Genomic DNA, 13,168 nt, shown 5'->3' with positions numbered 1-13,168 from the left:
CGGCGGATCCGCGTGCCAGCGGATCCGTCTCGGTGCGGACGCTCCCCGCTCCTCCCCACCCGGCCACGTCGGCGAGCCGACCGCGGCACGGGCGACGAGGAACGAGGAGCCCGTGCACACCAGCACCGAACGACGGATCCGCGTGCCAGCGGATCCGTCTCGGTGCGGACGCTCCCCGCTCCTCCCCACCCGGCCACGTCGGCGAGCCGACCGCGGCACGGGCGACGAGGAACGAGGAGCGCGTGCACATCAGCTCAGAAGAAGCCCATCGGTCCTTCCGCGTAGGAGACGAGGAGGTTCTTCGTCTGCTGGTAGTGGTCGAGCATCACCTTGTGGTTCTCGCGTCCGATGCCCGACTGCTTGTAGCCGCCGAACGCCGCGTGCGCGGGGTACTGGTGGTAGGTGTTCGACCAGACGCGGCCGGCTTCGATGGCCCGGCCGGCGCGGTAGAGCTGGGCGCCGTTGCGGCTCCACACGCCGGCGCCGAGGCCGTAGAGGGTGTCGTTGGCGATGCCGATCGCGTCGTCGAAGTCGTCGAAGGAGGTGAGGGCGAGGACGGGTCCGAAGATCTCCTCCTGGAAGATGCGCATCGAGTTGCGGCCCTCGAACACGGTCGGGTTGACGTAGTAGCCGCCGCTGAGCTCGCCGCCGAGGTCGGCGCGGTCGCCGCCGATGAGCAGCTTCGCTCCCTCCTGCTTGCCGATGTCCATGTAGGAGAGGATCTTCTCGAGCTGGTCGTTCGAGGCCTGGGCGCCGATCATCGTGGCGGTGTCGAGCGGGTTGCCCTGTTTGATCCGCTTGACCCGCTCGAGGCCGTCTCCGACGAAGTCGTCGTAGATCGAGCGCTGCACGAGCGCCCGCGACGGGCAGGTGCAGACCTCGCCCTGGTTGAGGGCGAAGAACGAGAAGCCCTCGAGCGCCTTGTCGTAGAAGGAGTCGCGTTCCGCGGCGACGTCGGCGAAGAACACGTTGGGGCTCTTGCCGCCCAGCTCCAGCGTCACCGGGATGAGGTTCTCGCTGGCGTACTGCATGATCAGGCGGCCGGTGGTCGTCTCGCCGGTGAAGGCGATCTTGCGGATGCGCGGGTGGGAGGCGAGCGGGGCGCCCGCTTCGAACCCGAATCCGTTGACGACGTTGAGCACGCCGGCGGGGATGAGGTCGCCGATCAGGTCGAGCAGCACGTGGATGGACGCCGGCGTCTGCTCGGCCGGCTTCAGCACCACGCAGTTGCCCGCGGCGAGCGCCGGTGCGAGCTTCCACACGGCCATCAGGATCGGGAAGTTCCAGGGGATGATCTGCCCGACCACGCCCAGCGGCTCGTGGAAGTGGTACGCGATCGTGTCGTGGTCGATCTCGGAGACGCCTCCCTCCTGCGCGCGGATCGCTCCGGCGAAGTAGCGGAAGTGGTCGATGGCGAGGGGGATGTCGGCGGCGAGGGTCTCGCGCACGGGCTTGCCGTTCTCCCACGTCTCGGCGACGGCGAGCAGCTCGAGGTTCGCCTCCATGCGGTCGGCGATCTTCAGGAGCATGTTCGAGCGCTCGGCGGGGCTGGTCTTCCCCCAGCTCGCGAACGCTTTCCAGCCCGCCTCGACGGCGCGGTCGACGTCGGCGGCGGTGCCGCGGGCGATCTCGCAGAAGGGCTTCCCGGTGATCGGGGTGATGTTCTCGAAGTACTGGCCGCTCGCGGGGGCGACGTACTCGCCTCCGATGTAGTGGTCGTAGCGCGAGCGGAAGGAGGCGACGGATCCCTCCGTGCCTGGATTCGCGTAGACCGTGGAACCCGGCTCCTGCGGTGCCTGCTCGGCGACCTGGTCGGCGTACAGCGTCATGTGGACCTCCATCGACGTCGTTGTCGTGGGCGCGGGGTGGGCGCCCGGTCCTGACGCTACGTCGCGGGGGGTTGCACGACGTTGCACGGGTCGACGCACCGGCGGGAGCGGCGAGGACGGAGGCCGGACCGGCCGGGCGGAGACGCGGCCGCCCGAGGAGGACGGCCCCGCGGCCCGGACCTCAGACGCTCGCGAGCAGACGCTGGGCGATCCGGCTCATGTAGACGCCGTAGGTCACCGTGGCCGCTGCGGCCCCCGCGCCGACCCAGGACCACACCTGCGGCCAGGCGGAGCCGTCGACGAGGACCACGACGACTCCGATCGCTCCGACCAGCGTCGTCCAGGTGGCGAGCCAGAGGTCGAGCGTCCGGCCGAAGATCCTCGCCATCGGGTAGAAGTGCAGGCCCACGATCACGGCGATGGCCGGCACGAGGAACCGCTCGAGCCCGGTGCCGGTGAGGACGCCCACCGCGACACCGATCAGCACGCCCTCCGCGGCGAAGACCGCCCCGAACAGCAGACCGTTCGGCTTCGCCGCGCGGTCGGCGTCGGTGAGCTCCACCGCCATCCTCCGCCGGGCGACGAGGAGGCGGACGGCCTGCACGGCGAAGACCACGGCCGCGAGCGCGCAGACGGTCACGGCGGTCGTCGCCGCCGGTGCCGGCCAGCCGACCGTGGTGTCGCTCGCCCACCACATCGTGAAGACCGCCATCAGGAGCAGACCCCCCGCGACTCCGCTCGCCAGGGCCTGGGGAGGTGGTGCGAGGGTGCTCATGCGTCGAGGCTAGCGAGACGGCTCCGCGGCCGGACGGCTCCGGCGGGACTCCCGGGAGCGGACGGGACGGCTCAGCGCTGCTCCGCCTCGATCGTCTCGAGGTGCGCGGCGACACCGGCACGCCGCGGCGAGCGGGGCGGGAGGACGCGCAGGAGCTCCCGCCACACCTCCGCGTCGTCGCGGCCGTCCGGGCCCTCCGCCCAGGCGAGGAGGGTCGCGGGCGCCGCATCGGCGAGGACGCTCGCCCGCACCCGCAGGCGCAGCTCGCCGGCGATCGCCCGGATCCCCGGCGCCTCGGACGAGGGCAGCGGCGCGCCCCGGTAGGCGTCCAGGGCGAGGCGGTGGGAGCCGCGGTCGAGCAGGCCGAGCACCTGGCGGGCGTCGAGGTCGACCGGGCTCGCCAGGCGGTAGGGGCGCGAGAGGGGCACGAGGCGCGGGAGGGTCGGCTCGAGCGCGCGGCGCAGCCGCACCATCTCGGCGCGGACGGTGACCACCGCGTCGTCCCGGCCGTGGAGCAGGAGGGCGAGCTGCTCGGCCGAGAGCCCGGCCCGGTGCCAGGCGAGCAGGGTCAGGATCTCGGCGTGCCGGGTGCTCAGCTCGAGCGTCGCTCCGGCGGCCGTCACCAGGCCCGTCTCGCGCCCGAGGACCCGCAGGCTCGGCGCCCGGGCCGCCGCCGTGCTCCGTGCAGCGGGCCGCCGCGGGCGGAGGAGCCGCTGCACCATCAGCTCGCTCTCGACGGCGGCGGCGGTCGCCTCCATCAGCGGGAGGGTCTGCGGGGCGACGACGTCGGCGCCTCCGGTGATGTCGATCACTCCGAGGATCTCGTGCGTCTCGGGGTCGTGCACGGGGACTGCGGTGCAGCTCCACGGGTGCACGAGCGAGGCGAAGTGCTCGGCGCCGTGGATCTGCACGCCGTGATCGAGCACGAGGGCCGTCCCCGGCGCGGACGTCCCGACGTCGGGCTCGGCCCACGCCGCGCCCTCGACGAACGACATCCCCTCGGCGAGGCTCTTGAGGTGCTGGTCCCCGTCGATCCAGAGCAGCCGCCCGAGCGCATCGCCCACCGCGACCAGCACGCCGCTGTCCTCGTCGGCGTCGCGCACCAGCAGGCGGCGGATGACCGGGAGGACCGAGGCGAGCGGATGCCCGGTGCGGTACTCGCGGAGGTCGTCGCCCGAGAACGAGAGCGGCGCCGTCAGCCGGTCCGGATCGAGGCGCCGCCGCCGTGCGCGCTCCCACGACTCCTCGACCAGCGCGCGCCGCCGACCGCTGCCAGGGCGGGCCAGCCACGGGTTGGTCATGCGCTCCGCCTCGTCGTCGGGTCGGTGGGAGTCGACGCTACTCCGCGGAGCGCGCCGGCGCCTCTCTCCGCGCACCGGAACGGCCGCGCCCCCGCACCGCCAGCAGCAGCACCGCCGCCACCAGCACCGCGACGCCCAGGACGGCTCCCGCGGTCAGCCGCTCCCCCAGCACCGCCACGCCGAGGAGGGTCGCGGTCGCCGGCTCGAGGAGGGTGAGCGTCGAGACGGTCGCCGCGGGAAGCACTCGCAGGCCGCGCGCGAAGAAGGTGTAGGCCACGGCGACCGTCACCACTCCGAGCCAGAGCACGGCCGGGATCGAGCCGGAGAGCCGCGACGGATCGCCCAGCAGCAGGAACGGGAGCGCCAGCAGCGCCGCGGCTCCGAACTGGGCTCCCATGGCGGCGACGGGGCTGAGTCCGCGCTCGAGCAGCAGCTTGCCGCAGACGGCGTAGAGCGCGTAGGAGGCGCCGGCGCCGGCCGACGCGGCGAGGCCGGGGAGTGTCACGCCGCCGGATCCGCCTCCGCTGAGGAGCACCACGCCGACCGCGGCGAGCGCGGTCGAGGCGAACCAGCGCGGGCTCGGCGTCGTCCGCAGGACGAGCCACTCCAGCAGGCCGGTGAAGGCGGGAGCGGAGCCGAGGGCGACGATCGTGCCGACCGCGACTCCGTTCTGCGCGGTGCCGGTGAAGAAGGCGGGCTGGTACGCGGCGACACCGACCGCTCCGAGCACGACGAGCAGCACGACGGCCCGGGTCGGGCGGGAGCGGCTCCGCCGGCGCAGAGCCTCCACGCCGAGGAGAGCGGCCAGCAGGGCGCCGCCGAGGACGATGCGCGCCGCCCCGAGGAGGAGCGGATCGACGCCCGCCGCTCCGAGGGCCTGGGCGGTCCCCGTCGTGCCGAAGCAGACGGCGGCGAGGAGGACGGCGCCGATCGCCGAGGTCCGGGCCCCGCTCATCCCGCCCCGCTCCCCCGGCCGCCTGATGACCGGCTCCCAGTGTCCCAGGGATGGGCGCGTGCTCTTCCGCCTCTCGCACCGGGGGCCCAGGATGGAGGGACCGGACTAGCGGAGGAGCACGACGTGGGCATCGCGGAACCGTTCGACCTCGAGGACCACCACCGCAGCGCGCACGGCGCCCTGCGCGAGCACTTCTCGGTGCGCGAGTTCGAGGAGGTGCCGCTGGACCGCGAGGCCATCGTCGCCACCGCGTACCTGCGGGCGATCGAGCACGCCACCGTGGCCCGGGTGCTCCCCCTCGCGCGCGCCCACCCCGACGAGCAGGTCCGAGCGTTCGCGTCCGTCTGGGCCGCCGAGCGGCACCGGATCGCCGACGCCCTGGGCGAGGTGCTCGCGGCCTCGCCGCAGATCCGCGGCATCGACGTCCGCCCGCCGGAGCCGACGGTGAGGTCGCGCCCACTCCTCGACCGCGCCGCGGCCTCCCTCGCCGGCCCCGTCGCGCTGGCCCTCGCGGTGGACGCCCGGGTCGCGGTGCACGGCTACCGCCGGCTCGCCCGGCTCTCGCTGCACCCCGAGATGGAGCGCCTCGCCGAGACGGTCACGGGCATCCTGGAGCGGCAGGCCGACTTCTTCACGGTGCACGCGGCGGGACGCCTCGGACGCCCGCTGCCGCGCCGGGTGCAGGCGGCCGGCCTGCTCGCCGTGCTGCGCCTCCCGATCGGCGAGGCCGACCTGCCGGAGGCTCTCGCCCTCGAGGGCCGGGAGCTCGTCTTCGGCCGGGACGACGGCGGACTGGACGGGATCGACGCGGGCGTCGTCGCGGCGTTCGCGCTGCCCTGCACGGCGGCCCGGCGGCTCGTGCACCCCTACCGGCCGGTGTCGATCCGTGCCGCGCACCGCCTCGGACGGCTCGCCGCCGACACCCGCGCCGCCGTCACGACCCTGCTGGAGCAGGTGCGCGAGTAGCGGCGGCGCTCAGCCCAGCAGCTCGCGCACGTCCTCGGCGGTGATCCCGCCGGTGGCCGCCGCGCCGTCGTCCGACATGACCGCGGCGAAGAGCGCGGCCTTCGCCTCCTTGAGGGCCATCACCTTCTCCTCGATCGTGTCCTTCGCGACCAGGCGGTAGACCATGACCGAGCGGGTCTGGCCGATGCGGTGCGCGCGGTCGACCGCCTGCGACTCGGTGGCGGGGTTCCACCACGGGTCGAGCAGGATGCAGTAGTCGGCCTCGGTGAGGTTGAGGCCGAAGCCGCCGGCCTTGAGCGAGATCAGGAACACGCCCGCCGCGCCCGAGCGGAACCGCTCGATGACCTCGTCGCGCTTCTTCGTCGCTCCGTCGAGGTAGGCGTACTCGATGCCCGCCGCGTCCAGCCGCCCGCGGACCCGGCCGAGGAACCGCGTGAACTGGCTGAACACCAGCACGCGGTGCCCCTCGCCGAGTGCGTCGCCCAGCAGCTCGTCGAGCAGGTCGAGCTTGGTGGAGGGCACGCTCTCGTGCGCCTCGTCGACCAGTGCCGCGTCGAGCGCGACCTGGCGAAGCACGGTCAGCGCGCGGAAGATCGCGAAGCGGTTCTTCTCGAAGTCGCCGATCAGGCCCAGCACGCGCTGCCGCTCCCGCGCCAGGTACGTGTCGTAGACCTTCCGCTGCTTCGGGCCGAGCTCGACCTCGAGGGTCTGCTCCTGCTTGGGCGGCAGCTCCTTGGCGACGAGCTCCTTGGTGCGCCGCAGCATCAGCGGGCGGATGCGCCGCCGCAGCTGCGAGAGCTTCTCGCTGTCGGCCTCGCGCTCGATCGGCTTCTGGTAGAACTCGACGAACCCGGCGGGCGAGGGGAACAGGCCCGGAGCGACGATCGACAGCAGCGACCAGAGCTCCATCACGTTGTTCTCCATCGGCGTTCCCGTGATGGCGAGCTTGAAGGGCACGTCGAGCCGGCGCGCGAGCTGGTGCGTCGCCGACTGGCGGTTCTTGACGAACTGCGCCTCGTCGAGGAGGAGCCCCGACCACTGGATGCCTGAGTACGACTCGTAGTCGAGCCGGAACAGGGCGTAGGAGGTGACGACCAGCTCGGCCTCGCCGATGACGCTCGAGAGCGCCTTCCGCTTCTTCTTCGACGTCTCGTCGATCCCGACGACGCGGAGGTCCGGGGCGAAGCGCTTGGCCTCGCCGACCCAGTTGGGCACCACGCTGGTGGGCGCGACGACGAGGAACGGGCGCGGCGAGGTGCCCGCCTCCGCGGCCGCGGCGCGCTGCTCCTGCATCACCCGGGTGACCAGGGCGAGGGACTGCACGGTCTTGCCCAGGCCCATGTCGTCGGCGAGCACGCCGCCGAGCTGGTTGTCGTAGAGGAACGAGAGCCAGTCGTAGCCGAGCTGCTGGTAGGGCCGCAGCTCCACGGCGAAGCCCTCGGGCAGGACCCGCGACTCCAGCGCACCGGTCGCGGTGAAGCCGGAAAGCCCCTCCACGGAGCGGCGCCACGCGGCGGCCTGGGCCTCCACGACGCCCAGCTCGACCAGCTCGTCCCAGAGGGAGGACTGGAACCGGCTGATCCGCAGGGTCTCGCCGGGGTCGTCCGAGAGCTCGCGGGCCTCGGCGATCAGCTCGCGGAGGCGGCCGAACCGCTCGTCGTCGAGGGCGAAGTAGACGCCGCTGGGCAGCACCATGTACTCGTCGCCACGGGCGAGCGCGAGGAAGATCTCGGCCAGCGGGACCGCCTCGTCGTTGACGGTGACGGAGATCTCGAGGTTGAACCAGTCGCGGCTGTCGGGCTGGGCGACGGTCTGCACGGCGACCACGGGCGCGGTCTGCGCCTCGCGGTACTCGACGCGCTCGCCGATCTCCTCGATCTCGACGGTGCCCAGCTCGCGGAGCCGCTCGACCTCGCCGGTGAGGAAGCCGACGGTCTGCATGCCGCGCAGGTCGAAGGTGGGGCGCAGGCGCCTGCTCGACGGCGACACCAGGGCAGGCGTCGACTCCGGGTCGAGACCCGCTCCCACGAGGGAGTCGAGGATCCGCTGCTCGGCCTCGGGGTCGCGGTAGCCCGCGTCCTCGCCGACCCGCAGCGGGAGCCGCTCGGCGTCCACGCCGCCGCGCGCTCCCTCCACTCCGTAGCGCCACCACCACGAGCCGCGCAGGCCCGCGCCGTCGGTGTGCTCGAGGGTGAGGCCGAGGCGCGGCTCGGGCACCGCCGGCGCCTCGAAGGAGCTGTCGCGGGAGACGATGTCGAACAGCCGGTGCAGCCGCTGGTAGTGCTCGGTGAGGAACGCCGACTCCTCGGCCACCGGGATGCGGATGGCCTCGCGGCTCCAGAGGAACGTGCGCGCGGAGGACAGCAGCGGCGCGGCGAACGGGATGAGCGTGACCGGGCGGGCGCGCATCTCGTCGCCGCCCTCCCACGTGTAGAGGCCGACGGCCGGGTCGCCGATGAAGCCGAACTCCTCGGGCGCCGGGTGGTCGCCGATCGCGACGAGCGAGCGCAGCTCGAGGCCGGCGGCGGTGCGCGTGACGTCGATGGAGGCGGTGGCCGTCGTGTCGAGGATCTTCAGCGGCGTCTGGTCGCGGTCGCCCATCACCAGGCCGATGCCCGCGCGGACGGCGCCGTGCAGTGCCGCCCAGATCGCCTCGCTCCGGCACTGGTCGAGGTAGAGCCAGGTGTCGGGCGAGTAGTAGCTGGAGGCGCTGTGCCCGGAGAGCAGGCCCTGCATCTCGCGGATCACGTCGATCTGGCGCTCGTCGTAGTCGTGGCTGTAGTGCAGGTAGCCGAGGTCGCGCCAGCTGGTGCCGGTGCGGACCCAGCGGTCGCGGTCGCCCATCCGCACCGGGCGCACGCCCAGGCGCGGGCGCGGCTCGGGCGGCGGCCGGTAGGAGTTGTAGCGGCCGGGCGGGCGACGCACGGGCTCGCCGGGCAGCAGCTCGAACTGCAGGCCGAGCGGGATGCCGGTGTGCGAGCGCTCCGCGCCGGCGAGGAGTGGGGCGAGCGCGCTGCGCCACTCCGGGACGGCGTCGACAGCGGCCTCGCCCGGGAAGGGACCGGCCGCTCCGCCCTCGCGCTCGCGGCGCAGGGCCTCGATCAGGACGGCGGCGACGTGCTTGCACTCGTGCTTGACCGGGCAGCTGCAGGCGCCGCCGAGGAGGGTCCAGTGCTCGCCCTCGTCGCGGAGCTGCACGCTCACGGCGTACGGCGAGCGCCCGGATCCGCGGACCTGGCCGAAGAGGCGGGTGCGGCCGCCGAACCACTGCAGCTCGCGCACGCGGCCCTCGTCCGCGTACGCGGTGCCCTTCTCGACGGCGGCGGTTCCGACGAGGGCGCGGATGTCCTGCTCGGAGAAGGGCTCGTGGCCGGCGGTCACCGGCCCGGGTGCGGCCGACGGCAGCACCTCACCGGGGGGACTCTGGCGGGCCATGGACCTCACGCTCTCCGCGCTCGAACGAGCGCATCCGTCTATTCAACCCGATTCCGGAGGCGCTGCGAGCCGCGGGCCGGGATCCGTGGAGGACGCACGGCCGTCCCTACGATGGAGGGATGCCCCGTCTGGCCGTCGTCTCGGCGCACACCTCCCCGCTCGAGCAGCCGTCGACGGGCGACGCGGGCGGGATGAACGTGTACCTCGCGGCGGTGCTCCCGGAGCTGGCGGCGCTCGGCTGGGAGATCGAGGTGCTGACCCGCGGCGAGGGCGTCCGCATGCTCGCGCCGGGTGTGCGGGTGGTCGGCGTGCCGGTGCCGGCGGGCGACAAGTACGCGCTGGCAGCCGCGGCGCCGGAGTTCGCGCGCGCCGCGGAGGGGGCCGACGTCGTGCACTCGCACTACTGGGTGTCGGGCCTCGCGGGGGCGCTCACCGGCAGGCCGCACGTGCACTCGATGCACTCGGGCTCGCTCGCGAAGAACGCCCGGCTCGCCCCGGGCGACGTCGCGGAGCCGCAGCAGCGGATCGACGCGGAGCGCGCCGTGCTCGCCTCCGCCGACGCGATCGTGGTGGCGGGCGCCTCGGAGCGGGAGGACGTCGTCAGCGGGTACGGCGCGGATCCGGACCGGGTCGTCGTGGTGCCGCCCGGAGTCGACGCGCGGTTCCGCCCGGGCGGCGGCGAGCGCTCCGGAGTCGTCCTGGTCGGCCGGGTGCAGCCGCTCAAGGGCCAGCTGCTGGCGGTCGAGGCGCTCGCGAGAATCGCGCCGGCGGAGCGGCCGGTGCTGCGGCTGGTGGGCGGGGCGGCACCGGGCCGGGAGTCCTACCTCGACGCGGTGCGCGCCGCGGCGGCTCCGCTGAGAGATCGAGTGCTGATCGAGGGGGCCGCCGACCGCGACCGGGTGGCGGAGCGGCTCCGGAGCGCGCAGCTGGCGCTCGTGCCCTCGGCGGCCGAGACCTTCGGGCTGATCGCGCTCGAGGCGGCCGGCAGCGGCACTCCCGTGCTCGCGCATAGGACGACCGGCCTGGTGGACGCGGTGCGCGACGGCGGGAGCGGCGTGCTGCTCGACTCCGACTCCCCCGCGGCGTGGGCCGAGGCGATCCTGACCCTGCTGGGCTCGCCCGGTGAGCTGGCGCGTCTCGGCCGCGGCGGCGTCAACTGGGCGGCCGCCCACTCCTGGCCGGCCGCCGCCGCCCGGCTGGACGCCGTCTACCGCGGCCTGTCGGCCCGCTGAGGGAACCCCGGACCGTTGAGGGACCCCGCTCCGCCGGATCACCTCGACGGGTCGGGGCTCCCTCGGTGCAGGGAGGGGGTCAGTCGGCGATGGCGGGGGCCCCGGGGTCGAGGCGGGCGCCGCGGGTGGAGCGGTACCAGGGCGCGAGGCGGTCGGGCGAGACGGCGACCATCGCGGCGCCCGTGAATCCGGCGTCGTTGCCGAAGCGGGCGGGGACGATCTCGGTGCCGATGTCGAGGAAGCGGGCGAACTCGTCGAAGACGTGCGCCGCCGCGCCGCCGATCACGAACAGCTGCGGCGAGAGCAGCATCTCGAGGTGCCGGTAGTAGACGCTGAGGCGACCCGCCCACTCCTCGAGGGTGATGCCCTCGCGGCGGACGGCCGAGAAGCCGACCTTCGGCTCGAAGTCGGGACCGTCGATGTGCAGGTGACCGAGCTCGGAGTTGGGGATCACCACGCCCTCGTGGACGAGCGCCGTCCCGATGCCGGTGCCGAGGGTGGTCAGCAGGAGGAGGCCCTCGCGTCCGCGCATGGCCCCGAACTCGCGCTCGGCGACTCCTGCCGCGTCCGCGTCGTTGACGACGACGACGTCGACCCCGGTCGCCTCCGAGAGGAGGGCCTGCGCGTCGAGCCCGACCCAGCGCTGCGAGACGTGGGTGGTCTGGCGGACGACGCCGCCGCGGACGATCCCGGGGAAGCCGACGCCGACGGGCGTGCCTGCGATCGGCGAGACGTCCCGGACGATGCCGGCGATCGCCTCGGCGAAGTCCTCGGGCTCCTTGCCCAGCGGGTTCGCGACCGCGAAGCGCCGAGCCGCCCGCTCGCCGGTGGTGACGTCGACGAGGGACGCCTTGATCGACGTCCCCCCGATGTCGACGCCGACGGCGAAGCGCGGGAGGAGGCCGTCGTGGGGCTGGGTCACGGATGCTCCGTCTGCAGTGGTGGGCGAGCGCGGGGACTCGCGAAAACGGTCGGCCCGTCGGATCCGGGATCGCGACGAGCCGAAGGCGATTCTACGAGCCGTCAGGTGCGCGCGGGCTCCGAGAGGGCGCGGAGGACGAAGTCGATCACCGGCTCGTAGAGATGGACGGCCAGCCCGTCGTCGATCGGGACGACCACCTCGATCGAGCCCTGCGCCTCGGCGACGAACACCGCCGGGTCGTTGCAGTCGGCGATCGCGATGACCGGCAGCCCCCGCCGGCCGGCCGCGCCCGCGAAGCCGTGGTCGGCGACGACCAGGTCGGGGCGGATGCCGAGCTCGTCGAGGCGGTCGAGCAGCGCGTCCATCGGCTCCGGCGAGTGCGTGTGCTGCAGCCCTCCCCCGCGGTAGACGCAGGTGACCCCGCCGGTGCACCACAGAGCCTGGTGCTCGTCCGCGAGAGGCACGCGGATCCCGTCGGGGGCGGCGAACGGGAGCGCATTCACGTCGATCACGCGAGCGCCCCGTTCCGTCGCGGCAGCAGCGAAGCGGCGGTAGACGTCCATCAGGGTCGCCGGGTGCGCGGTGGCGAACAGGAGGAGCGCCCCCTCGCGGACAGCGGCGGCGAACCGGTCGCGGTAGCGGGCGAGACCCGCGACCGTCAGGCGGGCGTCGATCCGGTCCTGCCCGCTCTCGAAGGAGGGGTCGGTGCTGATCCCCACGCGCTCCCCCATCAGCGCGAGCAGTCTCTCGAGCGTCCAGTCCTCGGCCACGTCCACCCCGTAGAGGTGCGCGGGCTCGCGGGCGGCGAGGCCGCGGAGGTTGCCGAGGTTGCTCGCGCGGCCGGTGAGGACGTCCCCGGCGAGGAGGGAGGAGTCGAGGTACGCCTCGAGCTCGGAGTCGGGACGCGGCATGCGGGACCTCTCGATCGACGGGGAGCTCCCAGGCTACGGGCAGTTCAGGTGTTGACATCCGATCCGTCACCGATATATCGTTACTGCATCGCCGACAGATCGGAAGCAGCCGCTCCCGACGGGCGACCGGATCCGATCGAAAGGGATCCCCTCACGACAGAGAGCAGCACACCCATGAACTCCAGGACCTTCTTCTCCGACGACCGCCGCGACTCGTGCGACGGCGACCACTCCTCCCGCCACGAGCACCCCGGCCGCGGACAGCGCCGCGGACCCGGCGGTCACGGCCGCGGCTTCGGGCCCGGCTTCGGCTTCGGCCCGGGCTTCGGCCCCGGCTTCGGCGGCCCCTTCGGCCGCGGCGGAGGACGCGCCCGACGCGGTGACGTCCGCGCGGCCCTCCTCTCCCTCCTCTCCGAGAAGTCCTCGAACGGCTACGGCCTGATCAAGGCCATCGCCGAGAAGACGAACGGATCGTGGCGTCCCAGCCCCGGCTCCGTCTACCCCACCCTCCAGCAGCTCGTCGACGAGGGCCTCATCACGGCCGTCGGCGAGGGCCGCGGCACCGAGTACCAGCTCACGGACGCGGGCGGCACCTACGTGCGCGAGCACGCCGACGAGCTCGACGCGGCCTGGGAGGCCACCCCCGGCGCGAGCGACGCCGATCGCGCCTTCATGGAGAACGTCGGCAAGCTGATGGGCGTCGTGCAGCAGTTCCGCGGAGCGACCGAGGCGCAGCGCGCCGCCGCCTCCGCCAAGCTCGACGAGACCCGTCGCGCGCTGTACCTCATCCTCGCCGACTGACCTCGGCTCCCCTCCCGCGATCCGTCGCGGGAGCCCCGGAC

10 protein-coding genes are annotated in these 13,168 nt (G+C 73.8%); 3 read left to right on the top strand and 7 right to left on the bottom strand.

The window, feature by feature from the left end:
- Nucleotides 1-254: 254 nt before the first annotated feature.
- From C5D66_RS03805 to C5D66_RS03790, 4 genes are all read right to left on the bottom strand, one after another.
- Nucleotides 255-1,829 carry an aldehyde dehydrogenase family protein gene (locus tag C5D66_RS03805; protein WP_104233506.1) on the bottom strand — a complete coding sequence of 525 codons (1,575 nt, stop codon included), beginning with the start codon at nt 1,827-1,829 and terminating at the stop codon, nt 255-257.
- A gap of 181 nt (nt 1,830-2,010) precedes the next feature.
- Nucleotides 2,011-2,604, bottom strand: coding sequence for a hypothetical protein (locus C5D66_RS03800; protein ID WP_146079253.1), 594 nt, complete (start codon nt 2,602-2,604; stop codon nt 2,011-2,013).
- Nucleotides 2,605-2,675: 71 nt separating this feature from the next.
- A complete protein-coding gene (locus C5D66_RS03795; protein WP_104224191.1) occupies nt 2,676-3,905 on the bottom strand; it encodes a GAF domain-containing protein in 1,230 nt (409 codons plus the stop codon).
- Nucleotides 3,906-3,942: 37 nt separating this feature from the next.
- Nucleotides 3,943-4,860, bottom strand: coding sequence for a DMT family transporter (locus C5D66_RS03790; RefSeq protein WP_104254866.1), 918 nt, complete (start codon nt 4,858-4,860; stop codon nt 3,943-3,945).
- A gap of 123 nt (nt 4,861-4,983) precedes the next feature.
- Between C5D66_RS03790 and C5D66_RS03785 the strand changes: the two genes are divergently transcribed.
- Complete coding sequence (locus C5D66_RS03785; RefSeq protein WP_104254867.1) at nt 4,984-5,826, top strand: hypothetical protein; 843 nt, start codon at nt 4,984-4,986, stop codon at nt 5,824-5,826.
- A 9-nt stretch (nt 5,827-5,835) separates the two neighbouring features.
- On the opposite strand, the gene C5D66_RS03780 is transcribed toward C5D66_RS03785, so the two are convergent.
- Nucleotides 5,836-9,261, bottom strand: a complete 3,426-nt coding sequence (locus tag C5D66_RS03780; protein WP_104254868.1) for a DEAD/DEAH box helicase — start codon at nt 9,259-9,261, stop codon at nt 5,836-5,838.
- Nucleotides 9,262-9,380: 119 nt separating this feature from the next.
- Between C5D66_RS03780 and C5D66_RS03775 the strand changes: the two genes are divergently transcribed.
- Nucleotides 9,381-10,493, top strand: coding sequence for a glycosyltransferase (locus C5D66_RS03775; protein ID WP_104254869.1), 1,113 nt, complete (start codon nt 9,381-9,383; stop codon nt 10,491-10,493).
- Between the two features lie 79 nt (nt 10,494-10,572).
- On the opposite strand, the gene C5D66_RS03770 is transcribed toward C5D66_RS03775, so the two are convergent.
- Nucleotides 10,573-11,415, bottom strand: a complete 843-nt coding sequence (locus C5D66_RS03770; RefSeq protein ID WP_258061252.1) for an ROK family protein — start codon at nt 11,413-11,415, stop codon at nt 10,573-10,575.
- Nucleotides 11,416-11,516: 101 nt separating this feature from the next.
- Nucleotides 11,517-12,326: a phosphatase gene (locus C5D66_RS03765; RefSeq protein ID WP_104254870.1), complete on the bottom strand. Its 810-nt coding sequence runs from the start codon at nt 12,324-12,326 to the stop codon at nt 11,517-11,519.
- Nucleotides 12,327-12,500: 174 nt separating this feature from the next.
- On the opposite strand from C5D66_RS03765, the gene C5D66_RS03760 reads away from it, so the two are divergent.
- A complete protein-coding gene (locus tag C5D66_RS03760; protein WP_104224185.1) occupies nt 12,501-13,127 on the top strand; it encodes a PadR family transcriptional regulator in 627 nt (208 codons plus the stop codon).
- The last annotated feature ends 41 nt before the right edge of the window (nt 13,128-13,168 follow it).

Source organism: Rathayibacter sp. AY1B4 (assembly GCF_002932815.1).
Classification (GTDB): Bacteria; Actinomycetota; Actinomycetes; order Actinomycetales; family Microbacteriaceae; genus Rathayibacter.
The sequence above is the reverse complement of the archived record's forward strand: the minus strand, read 5'-3'. Positions and strand labels throughout refer to the sequence as shown.

Coding starts and splice junctions, on each gene's coding strand:
- C5D66_RS03805 (WP_104233506.1), bottom strand. CDS start 1,829: ATGACGCTGTACGCCGACCAGGTCGCCGAGCAGGCACCGCAGGAGCCG.
- C5D66_RS03800 (WP_146079253.1), bottom strand. CDS start 2,604: ATGAGCACCCTCGCACCACCTCCCCAGGCCCTGGCGAGCGGAGTCGCG.
- C5D66_RS03795 (WP_104224191.1), bottom strand. CDS start 3,905: ATGACCAACCCGTGGCTGGCCCGCCCTGGCAGCGGTCGGCGGCGCGCG.
- C5D66_RS03790 (WP_104254866.1), bottom strand. CDS start 4,860: ATGAGCGGGGCCCGGACCTCGGCGATCGGCGCCGTCCTCCTCGCCGCC.
- C5D66_RS03780 (WP_104254868.1), bottom strand. CDS start 9,261: ATGGCCCGCCAGAGTCCCCCCGGTGAGGTGCTGCCGTCGGCCGCACCC.
- C5D66_RS03775 (WP_104254869.1), top strand. CDS start 9,381: ATGCCCCGTCTGGCCGTCGTCTCGGCGCACACCTCCCCGCTCGAGCAG.
- C5D66_RS03765 (WP_104254870.1), bottom strand. CDS start 12,326: ATGCCGCGTCCCGACTCCGAGCTCGAGGCGTACCTCGACTCCTCCCTC.
- C5D66_RS03760 (WP_104224185.1), top strand. CDS start 12,501: ATGAACTCCAGGACCTTCTTCTCCGACGACCGCCGCGACTCGTGCGAC.